Here is a 21,556-nt window from a genome sequence, read left to right on the forward strand (position 1 = left end):
TGTGAAATCGATCAGCTCATCGGCGAGCCCCTCGCCCTGGTGTTCCGGATGCACGCAAATGCCCAGCAGCTGCGCGACGGGACCGGCCGGATCATGCAAGTCCTCGACCTGGAAGCAATCGCTGTGGCGTAGCTGGTCGACCGCCGCCAAGCGCTGGGAATAAATCGCCGCCACTAGCTGACCCTGGTACTCGAGCACCAACTGGCCCTGGGGGTAGAGCGCCAACCGGCGCTGCAACACCGCTTCGGTAGCCCCTAGCCCGCTGGGCCAGCAGGCCAGCTCCAGTTCTCGCAGCCGTGGCAAGTCCCTGGGTAGTGGGTGGCGGATGCGGTAACGCCGTGGCAACAGCCGATTCAGGCTGGCTTGGGTGAACGGCTCGCCACGGGGCAAGCCCTGGGCGACGGCCCGATCCGGAAACAAGCCGGCTTGCGCCGCGGCCATCAGGAATACCGGCGCCTCGAACAGCTGGTGCCCGGCAAAACCGTGGCTGGCGTCCAGATGCACCGCCCCGCTGCGCCGGGCATGCTGCCGGGCGCTGTCAGGGTGCAGGCAATGGGCGGCCAGCAGTATCAGGCCGTGGTGCGTGGTGAGTTCCTGCCAGCGGGCCAGGTGTTCGACCAGGCCCTGCAAGGCTGCCGCCGGCTCGATGCAGGCGCCATTTCGATCCACATGAACACTACTTGGGCGCGCATGGCGCTGGTCCTCGATGCCCCGGGTCGAGACTGGCGGCTGCCAGGCCCGCCGATGTTCCTGGAAGGCATGGATATAGAGGATGTTCTCCGGGTCGCGGATACCGTTGTCGACCAGGCTGGCGAGCAATCCCTGGGGATCGCCGATGTCCCCGGTCAATAACAGGTGCGGCAGGCCTTCCAGGGTTTGTTGCCCCCGGGCCTGCTGGGTGCTGTTGGCCGTTACGCCGATCAGCAGCAGCGGGGAGCGCTCGAGCTGCTGGCCACGCCGACTGTGATTGGCGATAGCCAGGTATAGGCGACGCAGCAACGCCCCATCGGAGCAGCCCACCTCGACGAGATAACCTGGTTGTTGCTCGAGCGGCTGTTGGTCGAATCGGGCGACGACGGCAGCCTCGAACGCAGCGAGATACTCGGCCGGCCAAGAACCTGCATCTTCCTCCCTGGGTTCCTGGATCGAGCTGGCATCGCCGAACAGCAGTGCCTGCAATCGGCCCGGCAGCGGTTGCCAGGCCAGGCTCGCGCGTAACCGCTCAGTGCCCTTCAGCAGTGCACGGCCGGCGTCGTTCAGGCAAAAAACGCGGCCTTGCCAAAATCCCCAGGTACGTTGCTCGAAGTGCCTGCGCAGCGCTTCCAGCACCGCACTGGACAGCCCTGTAGCCGACCCTCTGGTGCTAGCTCCCTGCTCTTGCAGGACTTGCGCGCCGCCCGCCTGTTCCAGCGCTATCAGCAACGGTGCCAGCAGCGCCCCGTCCAGGTAGGTCGCCATCGGCTCGGGAGCATTTTCCCAGCCACCAGCGGAACGCTCGAGCCAGGAGCGCAGCTCGTGGCCGGTGGGCTCGCCCAGCAACTGCGGCAGCGACAAGCGAATCAGCGCACCAGCGTCGGCCGGGATGCGGATGCTCATCCCTGGCATCAACCCGTAGTGATCGTTGGCCAATTGCACCAGGCATCCCAGTTCCAGCAACAAACGCAAGGCCACCCGCAACTGGCCCTCGTTGGCAGCGCAGGCCTGGGCCAGGCTGCGGGCGCTGATGCCTGCGGGCGCGCCTTCCAGGGCGCGCAGTACACCATGTTGGTCAAGAGCCTCGAGCACCGGCAGCGCTAGCCAACCATCGGCGAGGCGATTGAGCAGATCGGTCACGACATACCTCCAGCGGTATCCGCAGCAGCTGGTGGCCAGCGCCTTGGCGGCATGGGGTTCATGCAGGAACGTGAGGGCATTGGCCCCGGTACAGGGCAGGTCTTGAGGTGTGCTCAGGAACGGGAATGCTCGACGCGCGAGCGCACGGCACTCCCCGGGCGGGTCAGTCGCCGGTCCGGTCCACCAGGTGATGGGCCTCGAAGACGGTCATGCCGAGCATGCGGAAATATGCACGCCAGAACTCCACCGCCTCCTGCGCCGCATTCACGTCCTGCACGCATTCGATTTCAAAGACATCGCCACTGGCCAGTTGCGTCCGGGCCGGCCAACGGGCCAGTGCGGGGTCGCTGGAGCAACGGATGAAATCCAGGAGTCGGGGTTCGCATGCGCCGGGGTCGTCGACCGCGTAGTCGACGAGCAAGCGGCTGTCAGGTTCATGGCAGACGCCAAAGATGTGATACGCACCGTCCCTGGTAGAGTTCATGTCTTGTTCTCCTGACAAGAATTGCCTTTCCCGCACGCAAAGCAGTCGCGGTTCCAGCGTCGCTGGTCGACGCCAGGTTCGAGCGGTGGGGCCTGTGCGTGGGCAGGCACCAGAAGTAGAAAAAAGCCTAGTCAGCTCATTGGATAGCGCCAATTGCGACTGTCGAAATCCGATGAACAGACATTCCAGGACCTGCGCCTGCGCTCGGCGCCCGAACTCCGACAGCCGGCTTGTCGCACCTGACCATGCCCCGGATTTCCGGGCCTTTGCTGGCCGGTACGGCAGCGGGTACCGGGGGGGCGGCGGCGGCAGTTTTCAGCGCCGGATAATCGCTTGACCTTAAAGATAACTTTAAACTTAAGGTTGCCCCGTGGCCGCGCAACCATGGCCTTTCGATTCGCCTGTCGACCTCGGCCAAGCCCCCGGGCCGGCAAGCGAATGCGGATTCGCTAAGCTCAATGGGCCAGACGAGGTTGGCCCGCGACTTCTTCAACGACTCAAGGACACAGCATGCAAACCATATTGGGAGCCAGTGGGCAGATCGCCGTGGAGCTGGCGCGAGAACTGTCCAGCAGCCATACCGATGAGCTGCGGCTGGTCAGTCGCAACCCGGCCAAGGTCAATCCGTCCGACACCTTGCTACCAGCCGACCTGCTGGATGCCGACCAGGCCGCCAAGGCCATCAAGGGCAGCAGCATCGTGTATTTCACCGCCGGCCTGCCGCCGGACACTCGCCTGTGGGAGCAGCAATTCCCACTGATGCTGAAAAATGCCCTCCAAGCGACGCGCGCGGCGAATGCCAAGTTCGTCTATTTCGACAACACCTACATGTACCCGCAGAACGACCAACTGCTCACCGAGGACGCCCCCTTCCAGCCCGTCGGCCGCAAGGGCCAGGTGCGGGCGGCCATGGCCTCCATGGTGCTGCAGGAAATGGCCAGCGGCGACATTCCGGTGCTGATCGGCCGGGCGCCGGAGTTCTATGGCCCCGGCAAGACCCAGAGCATCACCAACAGCCTGGTGCTGGATAACCTCAAGGCGGGCAAGACGCCGCGGGTGCCGGTGCGCGACGACACCAGGCGCACGCTGATCTGGACCCCCGACGCCAGCCGCGCCCTGGGGCTGCTCGGCAATACCGCGGATGCCTATGGGCAGACCTGGCACCTGCCCTGCGACGATCAGCGCCTGACCTACAAGGAACTGGTTGGCCTGGCCGCGCAAGTGCTGGGCCAGGCGCCCTCCTACAAGGTTCTGGGCAAGTGGACCCTGCTGGCCGCCGGCCTGGTTTCCAGCCAAGTCCGCGAGCTGCGCGAACTGCTGCCGCGCTACGAATACGACAACCTGTTCGATTCGTCGAAATTCAAGCAGCGCTTCCCCGAGTTCCAGGTCACTACCTACCGCCGGGGACTGGAGCAGGTGCTGGGCCGACACGGCGCCCGCTAGCGGTGCCTGCCAGTGGGCGGCGGCCCCGGGTTCGCCAGCTCGGCCCAGCTCTTCATGCGAAGATTACGGTAGCCAACGCAGCTCGCACCGCCAACAGCCTAGCGCGGGCTCAACCTGGCTCGTACCAGGCCTGGTCATCGCCAGCCAGGCGCTCCAGCAGGCGACAGTAGTCGGCGAACATCGCCGTCACCCGTGCAGGATCCAGGCGCCCGGGCGCCAGGTCCCAATGGATCAGCAAGCCTTGCGGCAACTCGCTGCTAAGGTTGTCCAGCGCCACCCCATGGGTGCGGCTGGCGCTCTTCACCAGGGTCGCCCCTTCGGGGAGTCCGAGGGGACCTTGCGGATCCAGCCGGGTAAACACCACCGGGAACTCCAGCTTGCGCGCCGACTGGCGATTCGTCGCCATCTTGCGCAGGGCCTGCAAGCCACTGACGCAGGCATGCCGGCGATCCTCGGCGAAGATCCGCTCGCAACGCCGGGCCTCCTCAAGCAGCGTCGCCGGGCGATCGTCAAAGTCGACCCAGCTCAATGTGGTGAAGTCACCCACCAGGGCGTCCACCTGCGGGTGCGCCGCCGGTCTCTGCCAGCCCGGGGCCACCAGGGTGAATGGCGCGGGCCAACCGTGCCTGGCGATGCTTCGGGCATAGACGGCGATCAACAAGGCATCGGCCGAGATCCCTGCCCGGTGGATACGCGTGCGCAGGGCTGGCCAGCAGGCCAGGCAGTGTTCGTACTCCAGGTACGCGACACTGCCGGCGCCGCCATCGTCGAGCGGCGGCCCGGACGGCAGGTGGCGGAACTTCTCCTGCCAGTAGGCCAAGGCCGGTCCTGCCGCCGGCGTGCGCTTGTAGCCTTCGAGCGCCACGACGTACCCGGCAAAATCGATGTTCAACGGCGCCAGAGGCTGGCCGTGGTAGAGCTGGAGCAACTGGCGCAGCAGCAGGTTGCGGCTGGGCAGGTCGATAAGCAGCAAGTCCACCGCCAGGTGCACCCCCTGGCAACCACCGTCCAGGGGGCTCACCCGCAGCCAGGCATGGGGCCAGTCGCCCAGCGCAGTCACTTTTCCCAGCAGCCGTTCGGCGATGCGTCGAGCGTCGCCCCCCGGGCCGTGCGGCTCCAGCTCCAGTTGCGCCGAAGGCGCCGGCTCCAGCACCTGCTGGGTGCCATTGGCCAGGACGCGCGTACGCAGCATCGGATGGTGGGCCACCAGTTGCTGCCAGGCACGGCCCAGTCGCGCAACGTCAAGGTCGTCGATCGCCAGAGCGCAATACAGCTGCGCGTTGCCTTGGCCCGGGTGCAAGGTGCGATTGAAGGCATAGGCCTGCTGCTGATCGGTCAAGGCGAAGGGGCGCCCGGACGCTGCGGCTGGAAGCACTTGAAACGGCGCGACGGCAAGCAGTTCGCTCACCGGCAATGCCTTCCACCCGACATCGGTATCGGCCAGGCGGGCCAGCAGTTGGCAGTAATCCTCGCACAACTTCTCGAGCATTCCTTCGGGGTAGCAATCGATGGCCACATCCCAGCTGAACTCCAGCACCCCGGCACGCTCGCGCAGCTGGTGATCGAGGTTGATCTGCGGGGTCTGGGTCACGCAGTAGTGCTGGGCGTCGGCAAACCCCGGGGCTCCACCGATCGCCGGATTGTTGAGCATCGAGGTGAAGACCACCTCCGCTCCGTTGAATCGCGGCCCCTGGCCCTCGGCACGCCGAGCCTCGCGCAGCGCGGCAACGCTTCCCGCACAGCCGTGGTCAAGGTCCTCCAGCAACTGGCGCTGCGTTTGTTGCAGCCATTGCGCCAGGTCCTGTCCTTGCGCCGCGGCAAAGGAAAACAGCTGGGTCGAGATCAGTGGCCCCACCAGGCTATCGATATCCGGATGCAGGGGTAGCCGTCCGTAGCAGGTGCATATCAGGGAAAAGCCCTGCCCGGCATTGGCTTGCTGCAGGACCAGGCCGAACAGCCCAAGCAGCAACGCGCTGCCGGAAACCTGCAGCGCCGCGCCCTGCTCCTTCAAGCGCCGCCAGCGTTCGCGGTCCAGGGTTCGGACCAGGCGACGGCGATGACGACCGGCAGGCCCCGGCGCCTTGGGCAGGTACAGACCCGCCGGCAGTTGGGCCAGCTTGTCAACCCAGTACCGCAGGTCCCGCTGGTAGCGCGGCGATGCCTTGAAGGCGTCCAGGGCCAATTGATAATCACGGAACGTCAGACCCTGCCCAGGCAGGACGGCCGCGGGCTCCCGGTAAACCAGCAGCCATTGCTGCAAGAGCACTTCGAGCGAGGTGGCATCGACGATCAACTCGTCGATGCTCAGGTGGACCCGGCTGGTCCCCTGGTCCAGCAGCGATACCGCGATAGTGAACAAACGCTCCTGGCCCACCTGGTAGAGCTGGTGCGACATCGATGCGCGCAAGGCCATCAGCGAGCGTTCGCGCTCGGCGCTGGCACTGCGGCGCAAGTCGCGGACCTTGAAGCGATATGGCAGTGCCGGGCCGGCCTGCTGGCGGCCATCGTCCAGCATTTTCAAACGCAGTGCGTCATGCTGCGCCAGGAGTCGGTTCCACGCCTGCTCCAGGCGGTAGACGTCCAGTTCCGGCCAGTCGAACTCCAGGTAGATATGGCAACCGACCCGCTCGGCCTCGGCCAGGAGCATGCGCCCCGACAAGAACGATTGCTGGATATCGTTGAGGGCAAACGGCTGGCAGGCGGCTTCGGGCTCGGCCTGCAACACCGGCAGCAGTCCTTGCTCGCCATCGTGGTCCAGCGTCGCCAGGTAAGCCTCGACCTCGCCAAGGCTCAGGTACGGGCTGAGCTGGGCCAGGGGGACCGCTACCTGCAACTGCTGTTCGAGCCTGGCCTTGAGGCCCACCGCCCCCAGCGAGTCGAGCCCCAGGCTGGCCAGGCTGCGCGCCTCGCACCCGGCCAGCGCCTGCGGGTCGCAACCCAGCACCTGGGCGAGGATCTGGCGCAGGTCCCGGCCCGGCTGCCGGCAAGGGTCCGCGGGGCGCGTGGTCGCCGCCAGGCGCGGCGGCAGCCAATGGCGCTGCCGGGCGAAGGCATAGCCGGGCAGACCGACGCGCCGTGGCGGCTGTGGGCGCTGCAGTTGCTGCCAAGGCACGCTGCGCCCTTGCAACCAGGCAGCGGCCAGGGCGCCGAGGTCCGCCGTCGCCAGGGCCTGGTCGAGCGAGGCGTGGTTGCCTGGCGGCACCTCCTCGACCCGCACCGGAGAATCGCCCAGCCCCCGGGCCAGGGCGTCGAGCTGATGCCGCAAGACGCTGATGCTTTGCACCTGGCTGGCCCAGCGGCAAACCATCGCGGTGCGCCCCACTTGCAAGGTATAGGCGATGTCGGCCAGGTCCAGCTCCGGCTGGCGCTCGATGGCCTGCCCAAGCAAGGCGGCCTGTTCCCTGAGGCGTTGCCCATCCTGCGCCGACAGCAGGATCAATTGCGGGCCATGAGCCAGGCCAGGGGGGCGCGGCTGGACGTCAGGCTCCTCCACCACCAAGTGGGCGTTGACTCCGCCGAAACCGTAGCTGTTGATGCTTGCCCGACGAGGCAGCTCCTGCCCACGAGCATCGCGCATGGCCGGCCATGGCCGGTTCTGTGCACTGAGCGACAACAGTTGCGGATCGAGGCTGATCGCCGGGTTGGGTTGGCCATAGCCAGGAATTCCCGGTAACCGCCGCTGGCGCAACGCATCGATCACCTTGAACAGTGCCGCCATGCCCGAAGCCAGCTCGCAGTGCCCGATCAACGGCTTCAAACTGCTCAGATGCCAGGGCGCGACGACCGCTTGTCCGTCTCCCAGCTCTCGGTAGGCCGCCTGTAGCGCGTCGACCTCAATCGCATCGCCCAATGCCGAACCGGTGCCATGGGCTTCTACGTAGCCCAGGGTCTGGGGCTTGACCCCGGCGCGCCGATAGGCAGCGACCATCGCCGCTTGCATGCCGTCATGATCCGGTGCGGTCAGGGACATGCCGTGGCCACCATGGCTCACGCCGCTGCCCTTGATCTTCAGGTGAATCCGATCACCGTCGCGCAGCGCGTCGGCCAGTGGCTTGAGCAGCAGCACGCCGACCCCCTCGGCGCGCACGTAACCATCGGCCCCAGCCTGGAACGAGCGGGTCTGCGCCTGCTCGCTGAGCAAGCCCATTTGCCGGTAGCCCGCGGTTTCATCCGCGGACAACAGCAGGTTCACCGCGCCCACCAGCGCCTGCCGGCACTCGCCGCTGCGCATTGCCTGCATGGCCCGGTGCACGGCTACCAGCGCCGACGAGCAAGCGGTATTGCAGTATTCGCTGGGGCCACGCAGGTCGAGGAACCAGGAAATCCGGTTGGCGTACATGCACGGCGCAGAAGACGTCAGCAGGTACGGGCTGCTACGGGGCACCTCGACGACTTCAGGGTATTGGCTCGGGGCGGCGGTTATGAACACCCCTGTCGGCTGCCGGGCAAAATCCGCGGCACTGATCGCCGCATCGTCCAGGGCCAGCCAGGCATGTTGCAGCAGCAGACGCTGCTGCGGATCCATCAGCGCGGCTTCCGCCGCCGAGATAGAGAAAAACCCGGGGTCGAAATATTCGATACCGTCGATGTAGCCGGCCACAGGCCCGGCCATGCCGCGTTCGGGCGGTACTTCGCGAAGCTGGCTGGTGCCGTTGTGAATGGCGGCGTAAAAACCTTCCAGTCCGCCACCGGGAAAGGAACCGCTGATGCCCACCACGGCAAAGTCGTCCTCTGGGGTGGCGGACAGCGCTGGCGGTTGGGACGCCGGGGCGAGGTGGGCCGCCTGCACTTCGGCCCCTGGCGATGCAGGGCCGCCCAGGCGCTCCTGCACGGCGTCGAGAATTTTCCCGAGGTTGTTGTAGCGAAAGAAAAAGCTCGGCTCCAGGACCAGGCCGAAAGCCCTGCCCAGCGCTTCGCCGAGTCCTGGCAGGTCCGCCGAATCCAGCCCCAGCTCCATCAGGCTGTGCTGCGCCGATACGGGTCGCTCCGGTGCCTGCCCCAGACAATGGTTGAGCGCCTGGCGCACGGCGACTTCGGGCGTGATACCCGGTTGTTCGAGCCGTGGCGTCACGGGTTGCGGTTGCTGGCGTTGGCGGCCAGCCAGGTGATAGCGCACCAGGACGCCATGGCCGGCGTTGTCGGCATCGGCGGGCCGGTAGCCAGCAACCAGTTTCTCGATCCGCGCACCGTGCTGTTCATGGAAGCGCAATATCGGATCCAGCAGCCCTCCTCGCTCGTCACGTGCCTGGATATAGTCGGCCAGGGCCAGGTGCCGGTGGCGGGGATAGTCCTTGCAACGGGTCACGCCGACCACCGTGTCCACGCCGTTTTGCAGCGTGCAGTATTGCAGCATGAACTCCAGCAACTGGTCGCCATAGCCGCTGTACTGGTGCGCCGGCAAGATATTCAGGCTCTGGATCTGCACGATGCTGCCCTTGCCGTGGAACAGCTGGTCGACGGTGGCGAAGTTGACCGTGGCCAAGTCCTCGATGCGCAAGAGGCGCTGGGAATAGATCACGCCCACCACCTGCCCGCCGAGCTCCAGGACCAATTGCCCCGCAGGATCCTGGCGCAAGCGACGCCGCAGGATCGCTTCATCGACTCGCCCGCCTGCTGGCCAGCAAGCCTGTTCGAGCTCCAGCAAGGCGCCCATATCCCCCGGGGCGGCATGGCGGACACGATACTCGCGTCGCTTGTAGCAACCGCTGGTGGCGCTGCAACCGAGGCCACCCTGGGGGAGCTTGTGGAGCATGCCCGGCTCGGCGAACAGCCCGGCTCCGGCCAGCGCCATCAGGTAGTGCGCGGCCTCGACCGGATAGTGGCAGGCAAGGTTGCCGGCCCAGTGGTCGCCCGGACACCAGTGGCTGTCAGTGAGTACCAGCCACTGCTCGCCAGTCAGCATCGCCAGGCCTGCGGCCGAACGGTCAAGGCTGGCCAGCACCGCGGCGCCATCCACCGCCTGCCCGGCGAGGTCCAGGTAATGACGCCGTGGCACCAGGGACGGCGGGCGCGGCGTCGAGGCTTGGGGTGGCAGCAGGTTCTGCTGGCCGATACCCAGCCACAGAATCCGCGCATCACCCGGTACGCCTGCCTCTTGTAGTTGTTGGCGCACCGCCTGCGGTTCATCGGCCAAGGCGCGGTCCAGCTCCAGCCATCGCAGTGGGTGGTGCTCCAGGGCCCGGCCCCGAGCGGTATGCTGGCGTACCCAGTACTCCAGCTGGTCCAGGGTGCCTGCGGGGGAGCGACCCAGGCTGACGACCCACTGCGCCTGGGCAGACACTGGCTGGGCATCGAAAAGCGGGCCCAACAGCAGCTCCAGCGTCGATCGATCTCCCGGCCAGGCGTATTGCTCGCCTGCCTGCTGGAGCCATTGCAGCGCCTGTGCCCAGCGCTCCCCCTGGCCGAACAGGAGCTCTTCGACCATGGCGGGCAAGCTGGCGAAATAGGCCAGGAACGGTTGGCTCAATAGTTCGGCCAGCAGTGTTCGGCGCTCGGGGGCGAGCACCAGATGGCGTTCCTCCCGGCGAATCCAGCGCTGGCCCCGCAGGAAATCACTCAACCGGCGGCGCTCGTCGGGGTCCGTCGGCCCGGCCGCCAAGCGTCCAGGATCGACCCGGCCGCTGTCGACATCGATTCCTGCGTTGCATTGCAACCGCTGTAGCAGCCCCAGCGCCAGCAACTGGTCCAGGCCCTGGCGGAGTACCGGGCAATGCAGGTTCCAGTCCAGCGCCGCCAGTTCCAGCCAGGGGCCTGCCGGCGATAGCTCTGCGGCTAGCGGTAGCTCTGGCGCCAGCCAGGAGAACAGCTGGCTGGCCTGGCTGGGCAGCGAGGCGATGGCCGATGCCGGGGCCTTGAAAAAATACTGATCATCGCTCGCCTGGCTCAACCAGCCGCAACCTTCGAGGGCATCGAAGATCACTCGCAACGGACCGGCGTTGACCGAGGCCGCATCGGTGAATTCAGCAAAGCCGAACGTCTGGTTGATGCCCCTGGCGGAAATCAGCTGGCGGCTTTCCAGGGCCAGCACACTGGCGATGAACAACAGCTGGTCGGTCAGCGTGGCATTGGTCGTCGGTTCCATGACAAGGCATCCTGGGCTAGGTGCGATCACGATAAGGCGGTGTTGCGTGCGGCCTTGACCAGCTTGGTCAGAACCTCGCCCGGTCCCAGCTCCTCGAACTCCAGCGCCCCCTGGCGCATCAGGTATTGCATGCTCTCGAGCCAGCGCACCGAGCCGCAGATCTGCCGGGACAGGTTGTCCACCACTTCTCCATCGCGATAAGGCGCGGCGTTGACGTTGGCGATGACCGGGGTCTGCAGCGGCCTGTAATCGAAGGTCGCCAGGTATTGACTGAAGGCGCGCATGGCACTGTCCATGTAGCGGGAATGGAAAGGCGCGCTGACCGGCAGTTCGACGAAGGTGATGCCCTGCGCCTGGAAGATCTCCTTGGCTTCGCTGAGCGCCACCACAGGACCGGCCAGCACCACTTGGGACGGTGAGTTGTAGTTGGCGATGTCCAGGGCCCCGAGGGCATGACGGTTCAACAACGCCTGGACCTCATCGGGGCTCGGGCCGATGACCGCCGCCATGCCGCCTCCGGTGGCGAGCGCCATCAGCTCGCCACGTTTTTTCACCAGTTTCAGGCCGGTCTCGAAGGAGAACGCCCCGGCGGCGAACAAGGCGCAGTATTCACCCAGGCTGTGGCCGGCCAGGAAGTCGGGCTTGCGCGGATCGGCCTGCTGCCTGGCCAGGAATGCCAGGGCGCTGACGGTATAGAGCGCCGGCTGGGTGAACCGGGTGTTGGACAGCTGGCGCTCGGGATCTTCCAGGCACAGGGTCTTGAGCGAATAACCGAGGATCTGGTCCGCTTGCGCCAGGTGGTCGGGGAACTGCTCGAACAGCTCCGCCCCCATGCCCAGGCGTTGCGAACCCTGCCCGGGAAACAGGTACACACGCTTGGGGCCGGATGGCAATGGCGTCGACGGTCGCTGGACCAGCCGTGGTGGCGGGGACAGGACTGGCGCCTGCCGCGGGATGTCGAGCGGTGCCTGCACCGATGGTGCCGCCGCCATGTCCGGCTGGATGGCGGTCGGCAACGGCTGCAAGGCGCGGCCCAGGGTCAGGGCCTCGTCGAACTTCTCCAGGTCACGGCCGAACGGGCTCAACACCGCGATCGTCCGCGGCAAGGAGCGCTCGCGCAGGTTCTGCTTGACCAGGTTGGCCAGGGTGCCGCTGGGCCCGAGGTCGAGGTAGATCATCGACTCGCCGCACTCGGCGGCTTGCTGCTCGAGCTGTGCCAGGGTCTGGGAAAAGCGGATCGGCTGGCGAATGCTCTGCCAGTAGTGGTCACCGTCCAGCCGCTCCAGGACCTGGCCGCTGTGGCAGGAAACCACCGGGGTCTGTGCCGGTTGCCAGGCCACCTGGCGAAACAGGGCGTCGACCTCGGGCTTGAGAAAGTCGATATGCCGCGAGTGAAAGGCCTGGTTCACCGGCAAGCGTTGGTAGACCACGTCCCGGGCATTGAGCTGGCGCTCGGCCTCGGCGATCGCACTGGCCGGACCCGCCACCACCATGACCGAGGGGGCGTTGTAGGCGGCGATATCGCAGTGCTCGTGCAACGCCGGCAGTTCCTGGAACAGCGACTGTGGAGCCAGGATCGCCAGCATCGCGCCAGTGCCCGTTGCGCCTTGCTGCTGGTGGAACAACTGCCCCTGGCGCACCACCAGGCGCACCGCCTCGGGCAGCGCGATGATCTCGGCCAGCGCGGCGCCGGCCAGTTCCCCGAGGCTGGCGCCCAGCAGCAGGTCAGGCTTGACGCCCTGCTCGGCCAGGGTCCGGCCCAACGCGTACTCGACCATGAAGATCGCCGGGTGGCTCAGGCGGATGTCATCGAACACCTGGGAGCGTGGATGGCTGTCGTGGTAGATCGTGGCGACCACCGACTGGCCCAGTTCGGCGCGCACCAGGCTATCGAGTTCGTTCATCCAGTGCTGGAACCGCAGGTTGTTCTGATAGAGCTCGCGACCCATCTGGTAGAACTGGCAGCCCTGGCCGGGAAACATGAACACCACGCAAGACTTCTGTCCCTGGAAAAGATAAGGCATGAATTTCATCCTGAAATGAATTGCGATAATGACGGCTCGCAGTATAGGAGCCGATCCGGAACGGCTCGGGGCCGTGAGAAAAAATCCTCGGCATCTTGGCTATCACCTCTATGCTGCTGTGGCGAAGCCCTTTGCAGCTTTCCCACATGGAGGTAGAAATGACGACCCAAGGACCAGTGACCGTATCGCCGATCAGCCAGTGGTACGACATGATGACCCGGATGTTCCCCGACCAGCGCCTGACGTTCCTCAACTACGGCTACCTGGCCAGGGACAGCGACTTCGACTGGATCGACGACCGGGACCTGGAGCAGAAATGCTCGGCGAACCTGATTCGCACCCTGCTGGGGAATATCGACCTGCGCGGCAAGAAGGTCTTGGAAGTCGGCTCTGGGCGTGGCGGCAACTGCTCCTACCTGGCCCGCTACACCGGGGCAGCGTCCGTCACCGGGATGGATTTCTGCCCGGCGCATATCGAGTTGTGCAACCGGGTGCATGCCCTGCCGGGGCTGACCTTCGTCGAGGGTGACGCCATGGCCCTGCCGTTTGCCGACAAGCAGTTCGACGTCGTGATCAATATCGAGTCGTCGCACTGCTATCCCGACCTCGATACCTTCGGCACGCAGGTGCGCCGGGTACTGAAGGACGATGGCTGGTTCCTGTACGCCGACACCATGAAGGGCGACAACCCCAGCACCTTGAACGAGCGTGACAGCATCGGCGTCGATTTCTTCGAGAACGTGCTGGAACAGCACGAAGCGATGATTCGCCATGCGCGCTTCGAGGTGCGCGATCACGCCGATATTTCCGAAGGCGTGCTCAGGGCCTTCGAAAGCGAGCAAGGTCACCTCAAGCACCTGCTCAAGAGCCTGGTGAACGAGAAGAAGCAACAAGGCACGGCGCTGCCGCCCGAGGTCTGGCACGCATTCGACACCATGTTCCACTTCTTCGATGACAGCGGCGTCAAGGCCTACAGGAACGGCCATCTGGCGTACAAGCTCTGGCGCCTGAAAAAAGCCGCCTGAAGCCCATCGACAACAGGTGCAGAGACCGCCTCGGGCCTCAGCCAATGGCACTCTCCACCGCCTCTGGGCAATACAGGGCCGCACACGACCGGGCGATCACCCGGAATACCTCCGGTTGGGTCAACAGGGTCATGTGGTTGGCCGAGGCCACGTCGGTCATTTCGAAATTCGGCAGCTGGCGTTGCCATTCCTGCCAATAGTCGGCGTGATTGAAAGCGGCGAACTCCTGGCTGTCGGTGGAAAAGAACGGTTCCAGCTCGCCCATCCACAAGCCACTGGCATTGCGAAAATAACGGCAGGCCACTTCCCCGGCCCTGGGCAGCGGCAGGATGCGGTAGTGCTCGACCTGGTAGGCCTGCTGGACCCGCGTGACTTGCTCCAGCCGCTCTTGCAGGCGTTGCTCGCTGATGGCCAGGCCACGCTGGCGAGCCAGCCCGATCAGTTGCTCGCGGTAATCCGCGATCGCCAGGGCCAGGTCCACTTCGTCGCGGTGGATCAGCACCTGGGCAAAACGCTCCGGCGTCTGGCCGATGGTCATTTGCAAGGACATGTTGACGGTCTGCAACAGGCGGGTCTTGTCACTCAGGCGCGCGGTGCGCTCGCCGGTCACGTCCGGCGAGTCGAGCATCACCAGGCTGTCGACGCTTTCCCCCAGTTCCTGCAACTGCCGGGTCACTTCATAAGCCAGCATGCCGCCCAGGGAATAGCCCCCCAGGTCATAGGGGCCCTGCGGCTGCACCGACTGGATGACCTGGATGTAATAGGCCGCCATGGCCTGGATGCCCTGTAACGGCGCGCGATCGGTCATCCAGCCCCTGGCCTGCAGGCCGAAGAACGGGCGTTGCACCTGCTGGGCCAGCCCCTGGTAGATCTCGCTGCCCCCCAGGGCGCCGTGGAACCAGAACACCGGACGACCGTGCTGCGCCTGGTTGAGCCGCTGCAATTCCGGGAAACGCACTGGCGATCCGCCGAGCAAGCCGATGATCTGCGCGGGCAGCGCCACCTCTCGCCGGTCATCCGGCGCCAAGGGCCGGTCGAGCAGTTCCAGGACATCGCCAAGGGTATTGCAGCGCTGGATATCCGCCAGCACCAATCGGGGATCGATCCGGGCCTGCACCTGCATCGCCCATTGCAACATCACGATCGAATCGGCGCCGTAGGCCGTGAGCGGCCTGGCCGGCGCCAGTTCCTCAGGCGCCATGCCCAACAGTTCCGCAAGCAGGTACAAGCCCTGCTCTGCGGCGGTACGCGGTGCTTTTCCGGATTCCAGGGGAGCGCTCGCGACAGCGGCGGGCAGCTCATCCGTCGAACTGGGCGCGGCGCCCTGCTCCAGCCAATAGCGCTGCCTGTCGAAGGCATAGGTCGGCAGGTCGATCAGTCGCGCACCGGCCTTCGGGGCCAGTTCATGCCAGGGAACCTCGCCCCCCTGGGTCCAGAGCAATGCCAGCTGCTGCAGGTCGCCGGCACCGACCAGGCCCTGGCCGAAGGCCGCGGCCCCCGGCCCGGACAACAGACTGGCGAGCGCCGCCGGAACCGCCTCGACATCACCGAAGGCCAGCGGCAAGCCTCGGGCTTGTAACGCAACCAGGCTTTCGCCCTGGGCAAGCGCGGCCAGGATCTCGGCCAGCAGCGTGCGCAACTGGTCGATGCTGGCCACCCGCAACGCCAGGCGCAGCGGCATGGCCTCACGGCCAACCTGCAGGGTATGGGCCAGGTCTTGCAGGCGCACTGGCCGATGGCGATCCAGATGATGCGCCAACCTGGCCAGCGCCTGGTGCAGGGAGTGCCGGGTGCGCGCGGACAGCGGCACGATCCGTTCTTCGTCCGGTCCTGGCGGTGCCTCGCCCGCGTTCGTGCCTGGGTACTCCTCCAGGATCAGGTGGGCATTCGAGCCGCCAGCGCCGAAGGCACTGAGCGCGGCCCGACGCGGCACGGCCTGGGCCATGCCGTCGATCTCCAGCAGCGGCTGCGGCCAGTCGGCCAGCGTACGTTGCAACACAAATGGCGAGCTCTCGAAGTCCAACTGTGGATTCAACTGGCCGAGCAGCAACGATGGCGCCAATTGCCGGTGCTGCAATTGCAGTACCAGCTTGCTGAGGGCACACAGGCCCGAGGCGGCCTCGGCATGCCCGACATTGGATTTGACCGAACCGATGGCGCAAGACCGGGGCGCAACCCCGGCCTCGGCGAATACCCGGCTGAGGGCGCTCAACTCGATCGCGTCGCCCATGGCCGAACCGTTGGCCGCCGACTCGACATAGCTGATGGTGCGCGGGTCGATGCCGGCCCGCTTGAAGTTGCCCTCGATCAAGGCTGCCTGCAGCTTGGCGCTGGGCATCGAGAAACCATGGGTATGGCCGCCATGGTTGACCGCCGTCGACTTGATCACCGCCAGCACCGGATCGCCATCGCGCTCCGCGTCGGCCAGGGTCTTGAGCAATACCGCCCCGACGCCTTCGGCCGGCAGGTAGCCATCGCCGTCGGCGAAGCTGCGGCTGCCGGCATGGCTGCCCAGTACCTGGCCGATGCTCAGGCCGATGTACTTCTTCGGATGCAGGCTGAGATTGACGCCGCCGGCGATCGCCAACCGGCAATCGCCGTTGCGCAGCGCTTCGCCGGCGGCATGGATCGCCGAGATCGACGACGAGCACATGGTATCGATGGCCAGGCTCGGTCCCTGGAAATCGAAGAAATAGGACACCCGGTTGGCGATGGCGCTGTAGGACGTCACGGACACCAGGGACTCGCGGACCAGATCCGCTGCGAACGCCTGGTATTGCTGGTACATCACTCCGACGAATACCCCCACCTGCTGCTGATAGCGTTGCTTGAGCTGTTGCCGGGTGATGCCGGCGCTTTCCAGCAGGTTCCAGCAGGTCTCCAGGAACAACCGGTCGTTGGGGTTGATGATCGGTGCCTCGCGGGGCGAGAGATTGAAGAACAGCGGATCGAAATCCTCGATGCCATCGAGAAAGCCGCCCCATTTGCAGTAGGTCTTGTCGAAGCGCCCGCGCTCCGGGTGGAAATAGGCCTGGTGGTCCCAGCGCGCGGCCGGCACTTCGCTGATCAGATCCTGGCCCGCGGCCAGCTTGCGCCACAAGGTCTCCAGGTCTTCGGCGCCCGGATAGCGCCCACTGATCCCGACGATCGCCAGGTCGCGACCGCCAGTGGCCGCTGGCTGTGCGGCCCGGGCCTGGCGCTGGCCCTGTCGCCGCGCGGCTGCCGGTGCCGCCCGGGGCGCGGCGTCGGCCTGACCGGGCGGCGCACGGCGCGCCTGTCCCGGCGCCAGTAACTGGCGCAGCCGCTCCGGTTGCTGGCGGCTGAAATACTGGCTCAACTCGCGCACCGTCTGGTGTTCGTACAGCAAGGTATTGGGCAGCGAGCCGAAGCTTCGCTCCAGCTGGCCGGTCAACTCGGTCAGCAGGATCGAATCGGCCCCATAGCGTTCGAACGACTCGTCGCTGTCGATCTTCTCCTGGGGACGCTTGAGGGTGTTCGCCAGCAGCTGCTTGAAATAGCGGATCGCCAGGTTCTCCAGCTCATCCTCCATGACCTGCGGCACGGGTGCGGCTTCTGGCTCGACCGTCGCTGGTCCAGGCGCCTGGCGCTGCCCGGCGATAAAGCTTCTGATCCTGGCGATATCTCCTTGCAGCACCAGCCAGCGCCCAGCGCCTTCGGCACTGGCCAGTAGCCGGCGCAACGTGTTCAGGCCGCCGGCATCGCTCAAGGGACGGATTCCGCTGTGCTCGAACATCTGGCGTTCGCGCATGGCATCGATCCCCATGCCGCCGTTGGCCCACAACGGCCAGTCAATCGCCAGGGTCCGCCCATGGCGCAGGCCTGCCTGGACCTGGGCGTTGCGCCAGCCGGCCCATTCATCCATGAAGCCATTGGCCAGGGCGTAGTCGCCCTGCCCTGGGTTACCGATTACCGCGCTCACCGACGAGTACAGCACGAAGCAGTCCAGCATCAGGTGCGCGCTGGCGCGGTCGAGGTTCAGCACCCCCGCCACCTTGGGCGCCAGTACCGCCGCCATGTCGCTTGCGCGCTTGTTGCATAGGCGACTGTCGCGAGTGATGCCCGCGCAATGGACAATCCCGTTTAGCGTGCCGAACAGGTGCTCGCAGCGCTCGACCAGTGTCCGTACCGCCTGCGGGTCGCTGATATCCAGGGCGTGCAGGTGCACCTCGGCGCCCAGCGCCCGCAGTGCCTCGATGCGCGCCTGCGCGTGCGCCGACAGTTGCTCGGCCCCGCGACTGGCCAACACCAGTCGCACGCCCCGGGCCTGGCGGGCAATGCTGTGTGCCAGCAGCAAGCCCAGGCCACCGGTACCACCGCTCAACAGATAGGCCCCGCCCGGTCGCCAAGGATCGGCAGGGTCGTCGGCCAGCGTGGTTTCCTCCCAGGCCAGCACCTGGCGCTGGCCTGCGAGGTAACGCACCTGCTCGGCATCCTGCCGGCCATTGTCCAGCAGCCGTTGGGGGTTCAGATCCCCGGGCAGTTCCAGAAGCTGGACGGCGGCCACAAGGCCTTCGTTCCTGGCCGTCTTGAGCAAGGCCAGCAAGGCTTTGAAAACGGCGGTGGCCGGCCCTGCTTCGCCCCATACCAGTTGCACCAGGCTGTCGGCGGGGCACGTCTGCAACCGCTGGATCAGGAAGCTGGCCAGCTCCGGCAGGGCAACGCCCGGATCGTCGGGCACCTGGGGCAAACGTTCGATAACGATCGATTGCTGCGCGCCGGCCAGGGCCTGGCAACTATCTTGCAGGGATTGCAGGTCCACGGTCGGGGCGGCGGCCACCAGCACCCACTGCCGGGCGACGGATCGCTGAGCGGGCTGTTCAAGGGTTTCGTCGCGCCACACTGGGCGCAGGACCAGTAGCGGCTCGGCGGCCGGCGCAAGCACCCGCGACGAAAAACCCTGCAGGCGCAGGGCTATGCGCCCCTGATCGTCGCAAAGGTCCACGTCCAGCTTGCTGATACGCCCGGGCTGGTGGCCGGCGCCATGGCGCACCCAGGCCTGGCACGGCTGCTTGAGCAAGCGCAGATCGCCAAGGATCACCCTGTCCAGGGCGAACGGCACCAAGGGCCGTGGCTCCTGACCGGTTGCTTGATGACCCGGCTCGGCCAGGCCCATCCCGGCCTGCAAAGCGGCATCGAGCAGGCCGCACGGCAAGTCAGTCGCGGTATCTGGCTCGCCCAGCAGCTTGGCCAATACCTGGTCGTGGCCGGCCTGCAGTGCCTGGATCCGGCGAAACCGTTCGCCATAGACCAGGCCCATTGCGGCGAACACGCCATAGCAATGTTCCGGCTCCAACGGCCGCTCGCCGGTGGCGTTGGCGATGGCCGCCAGGTCCAGCGGTGCCGGTTGCTCGCTGGAACCCAGCAGGGCCACCCCGGTGCAGTAACACGAGTCATCGCCCAGGGCATCGCGGATCTCGAAACGAATCTCACCGGCGCCCTGCTCCGCCAGTTCGATATCGATCAGCAACTCACCGCCCTCATGGCACATGGGGCGGCGCCAGGCGATGTTCTTCAGGCCTGCCAGGCGTTGCTCAGCGCCCAGGGACAACTCCAGGGCGGCCCTGGCCATCTCCAGGTAGGCCACGCCAGGCAGGGTCTTCCGGCCATTGACCCGATGCTCGGTGAAAAACCACTCGTTGCCGCTGAAGCGACTGCTAAAGCGTTGCCCCGAGAGATCCGAAGTATTGCGGTGTACCAGCGGATGCAGGGCGCCCGGCCCCGGTTGCACCGGCTCGGCGCCGGCGCTGAGCCAGTAGCGTTCGCGGCTGAACGGATAGGTCGGCAAGGGAATGCGTGTCGGCCGGCAGTGCCGGTAGAGCTGGCGCCAGTCCACTTCGGCGCCCTGGACCCACAAGCCCAGCAAGGTGCTGCCATCGTGCTGCTGCAGAGCGCCAAGCACTTGCTCCGCGGCACTCGGGGCGCAGGCCCGGATGCCAGCGCCGCAGGCACGCAACTGCTCCACCAGGCTGGCGTGACTGTGGGCTACGAAGGCCAGCCGGTACTCCATCGCCTCGCGACCCAGTTGCAAGCTGGCGGCCAGTTCCGCCAAGGCCGGTTGTCGTTCGCCCTGCAGGAACTCGAGCAACTGCCGGACCCGCGCCTGCAGGGCGTCGGGGCTGCGGGCCGAGAGCGGGAACAAGGTCGCCGCCATGCCTGGTTGCGCCGTGCCCTCGACGGGGCCGACCGCTTCAAGCACCACATGGGCGTTGGCCCCGCCGAAGCCGAATGAACTGACGCCGGCCCGGCGCGGCAGCGGATTGCCCTGGCTGTCCTGGGCCGATGGCCATTCGCGCCCGGCCTGGAGGATCTCGAACGGGCTGTCGGCCAGTTCGATATAGGGATTGAGCCGTTCGCTGTGCAGGCTCCTGGGCAGATAACCGTTGTGCAGTACCAGCAGGGTCTTGATCAGCCCGGCGATCCCGGCTGCGGACTCGAGATGGCCGATGTTGGTTTTCACCGAGCCCAGGTAGCAACGCTGGCCGGGCTTGGCGCCCAGTTCGGCGAAGGCCTGCTTGAGCCCGCTGATCTCGATCGGGTCGCCCAGGCGCGTGCCCGTGCCGTGGACCTCTATGTAGCCGATGCTGGCGATGTCCAGGCCGCGGTACGCTTGCTTGAGCAATTCGGCCTGGGCCCTGGGATTGGGTGCGGTCAGGGAGTTGGCATGGCCGCCATGGTTTTCCGCCGAACCGATGACCGTCGCGACGATGTTGTCGCCATCGGCCAGGGCCTGCTGGTAGTCCTTGAGGATCACCACCCCGACGCCTTCGCCCCGCACATAGCCGTCGGCATCCTCGGCGAAGGCCTTGCAACGGCCGCTCGGACTGAGCATGCCGGCCTTCAGCGCACCGATGAACACCATGGGTTCCAGGCACAGGTTGACTCCGCCAGCCACCGCCACCGCGCAATCGCCGTTGCGGATCGCCTGCACGGCGCGATGGACCGCCACCAGCGAGCTGGAACAGGCGGTGTCGACGGGAGCGCTGGGGCCATGGAAGTCGAACAGGTAGGAAATGCGGTTGGCGATGATCGAGTGGGCATTGCCCGTGGCATCGTGGCTGCCGGCATCGGCGCGGGCCAGCAGGCCGTTGTAGTCGGCGGAAGAAATCCCGATGAAGACCCCCGTATCGCTGCCTCGCAGGTCGCCGGGGCGAATACCCGCATGCTCGAAGGCGGCCCAGGTCTGCTCCAGCACCAGCCGATGCTGCGGATCCATGGCCTCGGCCTCGCGAGCGCTGATCCTGAAGAAGTCGGCGTCGAACGCCAAGGGCTCGTCGATGAAGCCGCCCGGGCACGCGAAGGTATCCCGCAGGTGGGCACGCTCGGCGATGCCCGGCAGGTGCCAATAGGGCAACTCACTGATGTGCGAACGCTCCTGGCGCAACGCCTGCCAGAATTGCCCGGCGTCGGCGGCCCCCGGAAAACGTCCGGAAAAACCGACGATGGCCACCCGGGTATCCGCTGCTTGCGGCGCTGGCCGCGGGCGGGAAATCTCGCTGACCTGGCGCCTGTCCCGTGGCGCCGGCGCGCCGGCTTGGCGCGGCGACGGTCGCTGGTTGGGCAGACGGATGTCGGATGTATGGTTCGAGGTTGTATCGTTCATGCCCTTACCGTCCTGGTTTGCCCGGCAGCCTGGCCGACCGGGTCG

The 21,556-nt window shown here is 66.3% G+C and carries 7 protein-coding genes; 2 read left to right on the forward strand and 5 right to left on the reverse strand.

The features are described 5' to 3' along the window. Positions 1-1,833, reverse strand: a 1,833-nt coding sequence (locus ACK6AU_RS17640) for a GNAT family N-acetyltransferase (RefSeq protein ID WP_409300324.1), incomplete at its 3' end; no start/stop codon positions are given. A 163-nt stretch (positions 1,834-1,996) separates the two neighbouring features. Next, positions 1,997-2,317 carry a hypothetical protein gene (locus ACK6AU_RS17645; RefSeq protein ID WP_409300326.1) on the reverse strand — a complete coding sequence of 107 codons (321 nt, stop codon included), beginning with the start codon at positions 2,315-2,317 and terminating at the stop codon, positions 1,997-1,999. A 510-nt stretch (positions 2,318-2,827) separates the two neighbouring features. Between ACK6AU_RS17645 and ACK6AU_RS17650 the strand changes: the two genes are divergently transcribed. Further along, positions 2,828-3,760 carry an NAD-dependent epimerase/dehydratase family protein gene (locus tag ACK6AU_RS17650; protein WP_409300328.1) on the forward strand — a complete coding sequence of 311 codons (933 nt, stop codon included), beginning with the start codon at positions 2,828-2,830 and terminating at the stop codon, positions 3,758-3,760. Between the two features lie 109 nt (positions 3,761-3,869). Here the strand turns inward: ACK6AU_RS17650 and ACK6AU_RS17655 are convergent, their stop codons facing one another. Then, on the reverse strand, positions 3,870-10,841 hold the full coding sequence (locus ACK6AU_RS17655) for a beta-ketoacyl synthase N-terminal-like domain-containing protein (RefSeq protein WP_409300330.1): 6,972 nt from the start codon (positions 10,839-10,841) through the stop codon (positions 3,870-3,872). Between the two features lie 26 nt (positions 10,842-10,867). Then, positions 10,868-12,865, reverse strand: a complete 1,998-nt coding sequence (gene fabD / locus ACK6AU_RS17660) for an ACP S-malonyltransferase (protein ID WP_409300332.1) — start codon at positions 12,863-12,865, stop codon at positions 10,868-10,870. A gap of 158 nt (positions 12,866-13,023) precedes the next feature. Here fabD and ACK6AU_RS17665 point away from each other — a divergent pair, with 158 nt between their 5' ends. After that, a complete protein-coding gene (locus ACK6AU_RS17665; RefSeq protein WP_409300334.1) occupies positions 13,024-13,890 on the forward strand; it encodes a class I SAM-dependent methyltransferase in 867 nt (288 codons plus the stop codon). Between the two features lie 37 nt (positions 13,891-13,927). On the opposite strand, the gene ACK6AU_RS17670 is transcribed toward ACK6AU_RS17665, so the two are convergent. After that, the gene (locus tag ACK6AU_RS17670; RefSeq protein WP_409300336.1) at positions 13,928-21,511 is read right to left on the reverse strand and encodes an SDR family NAD(P)-dependent oxidoreductase; all 7,584 of its coding nucleotides are present in this window, start codon (positions 21,509-21,511) and stop codon (positions 13,928-13,930) included. Positions 21,512-21,556: the final 45 nt, after the last annotated feature.

This window comes from Pseudomonas sp. KCJK8993, from assembly GCF_046230915.1.
Taxonomy (GTDB): Bacteria; Pseudomonadota; Gammaproteobacteria; order Pseudomonadales; family Pseudomonadaceae; genus Aquipseudomonas; species Aquipseudomonas piscis.

Bases quoted from the DNA above. Each gene is read 5' to 3' on its own strand.
- ACK6AU_RS17655 (WP_409300330.1), bottom strand. From the start codon at position 10,841: ATGGAACCGACGACCAATGCCACGCTGACCGACCAGCTGTTGTTCATC.
- ACK6AU_RS17665 (WP_409300334.1), top strand. From the start codon at position 13,024: ATGACGACCCAAGGACCAGTGACCGTATCGCCGATCAGCCAGTGGTAC.
- fabD (WP_409300332.1), bottom strand. From the start codon at position 12,865: ATGCCTTATCTTTTCCAGGGACAGAAGTCTTGCGTGGTGTTCATGTTT.
- ACK6AU_RS17650 (WP_409300328.1), top strand. From the start codon at position 2,828: ATGCAAACCATATTGGGAGCCAGTGGGCAGATCGCCGTGGAGCTGGCG.
- ACK6AU_RS17645 (WP_409300326.1), bottom strand. From the start codon at position 2,317: ATGAACTCTACCAGGGACGGTGCGTATCACATCTTTGGCGTCTGCCAT.
- ACK6AU_RS17670 (WP_409300336.1), bottom strand. From the start codon at position 21,511: ATGAACGATACAACCTCGAACCATACATCCGACATCCGTCTGCCCAAC.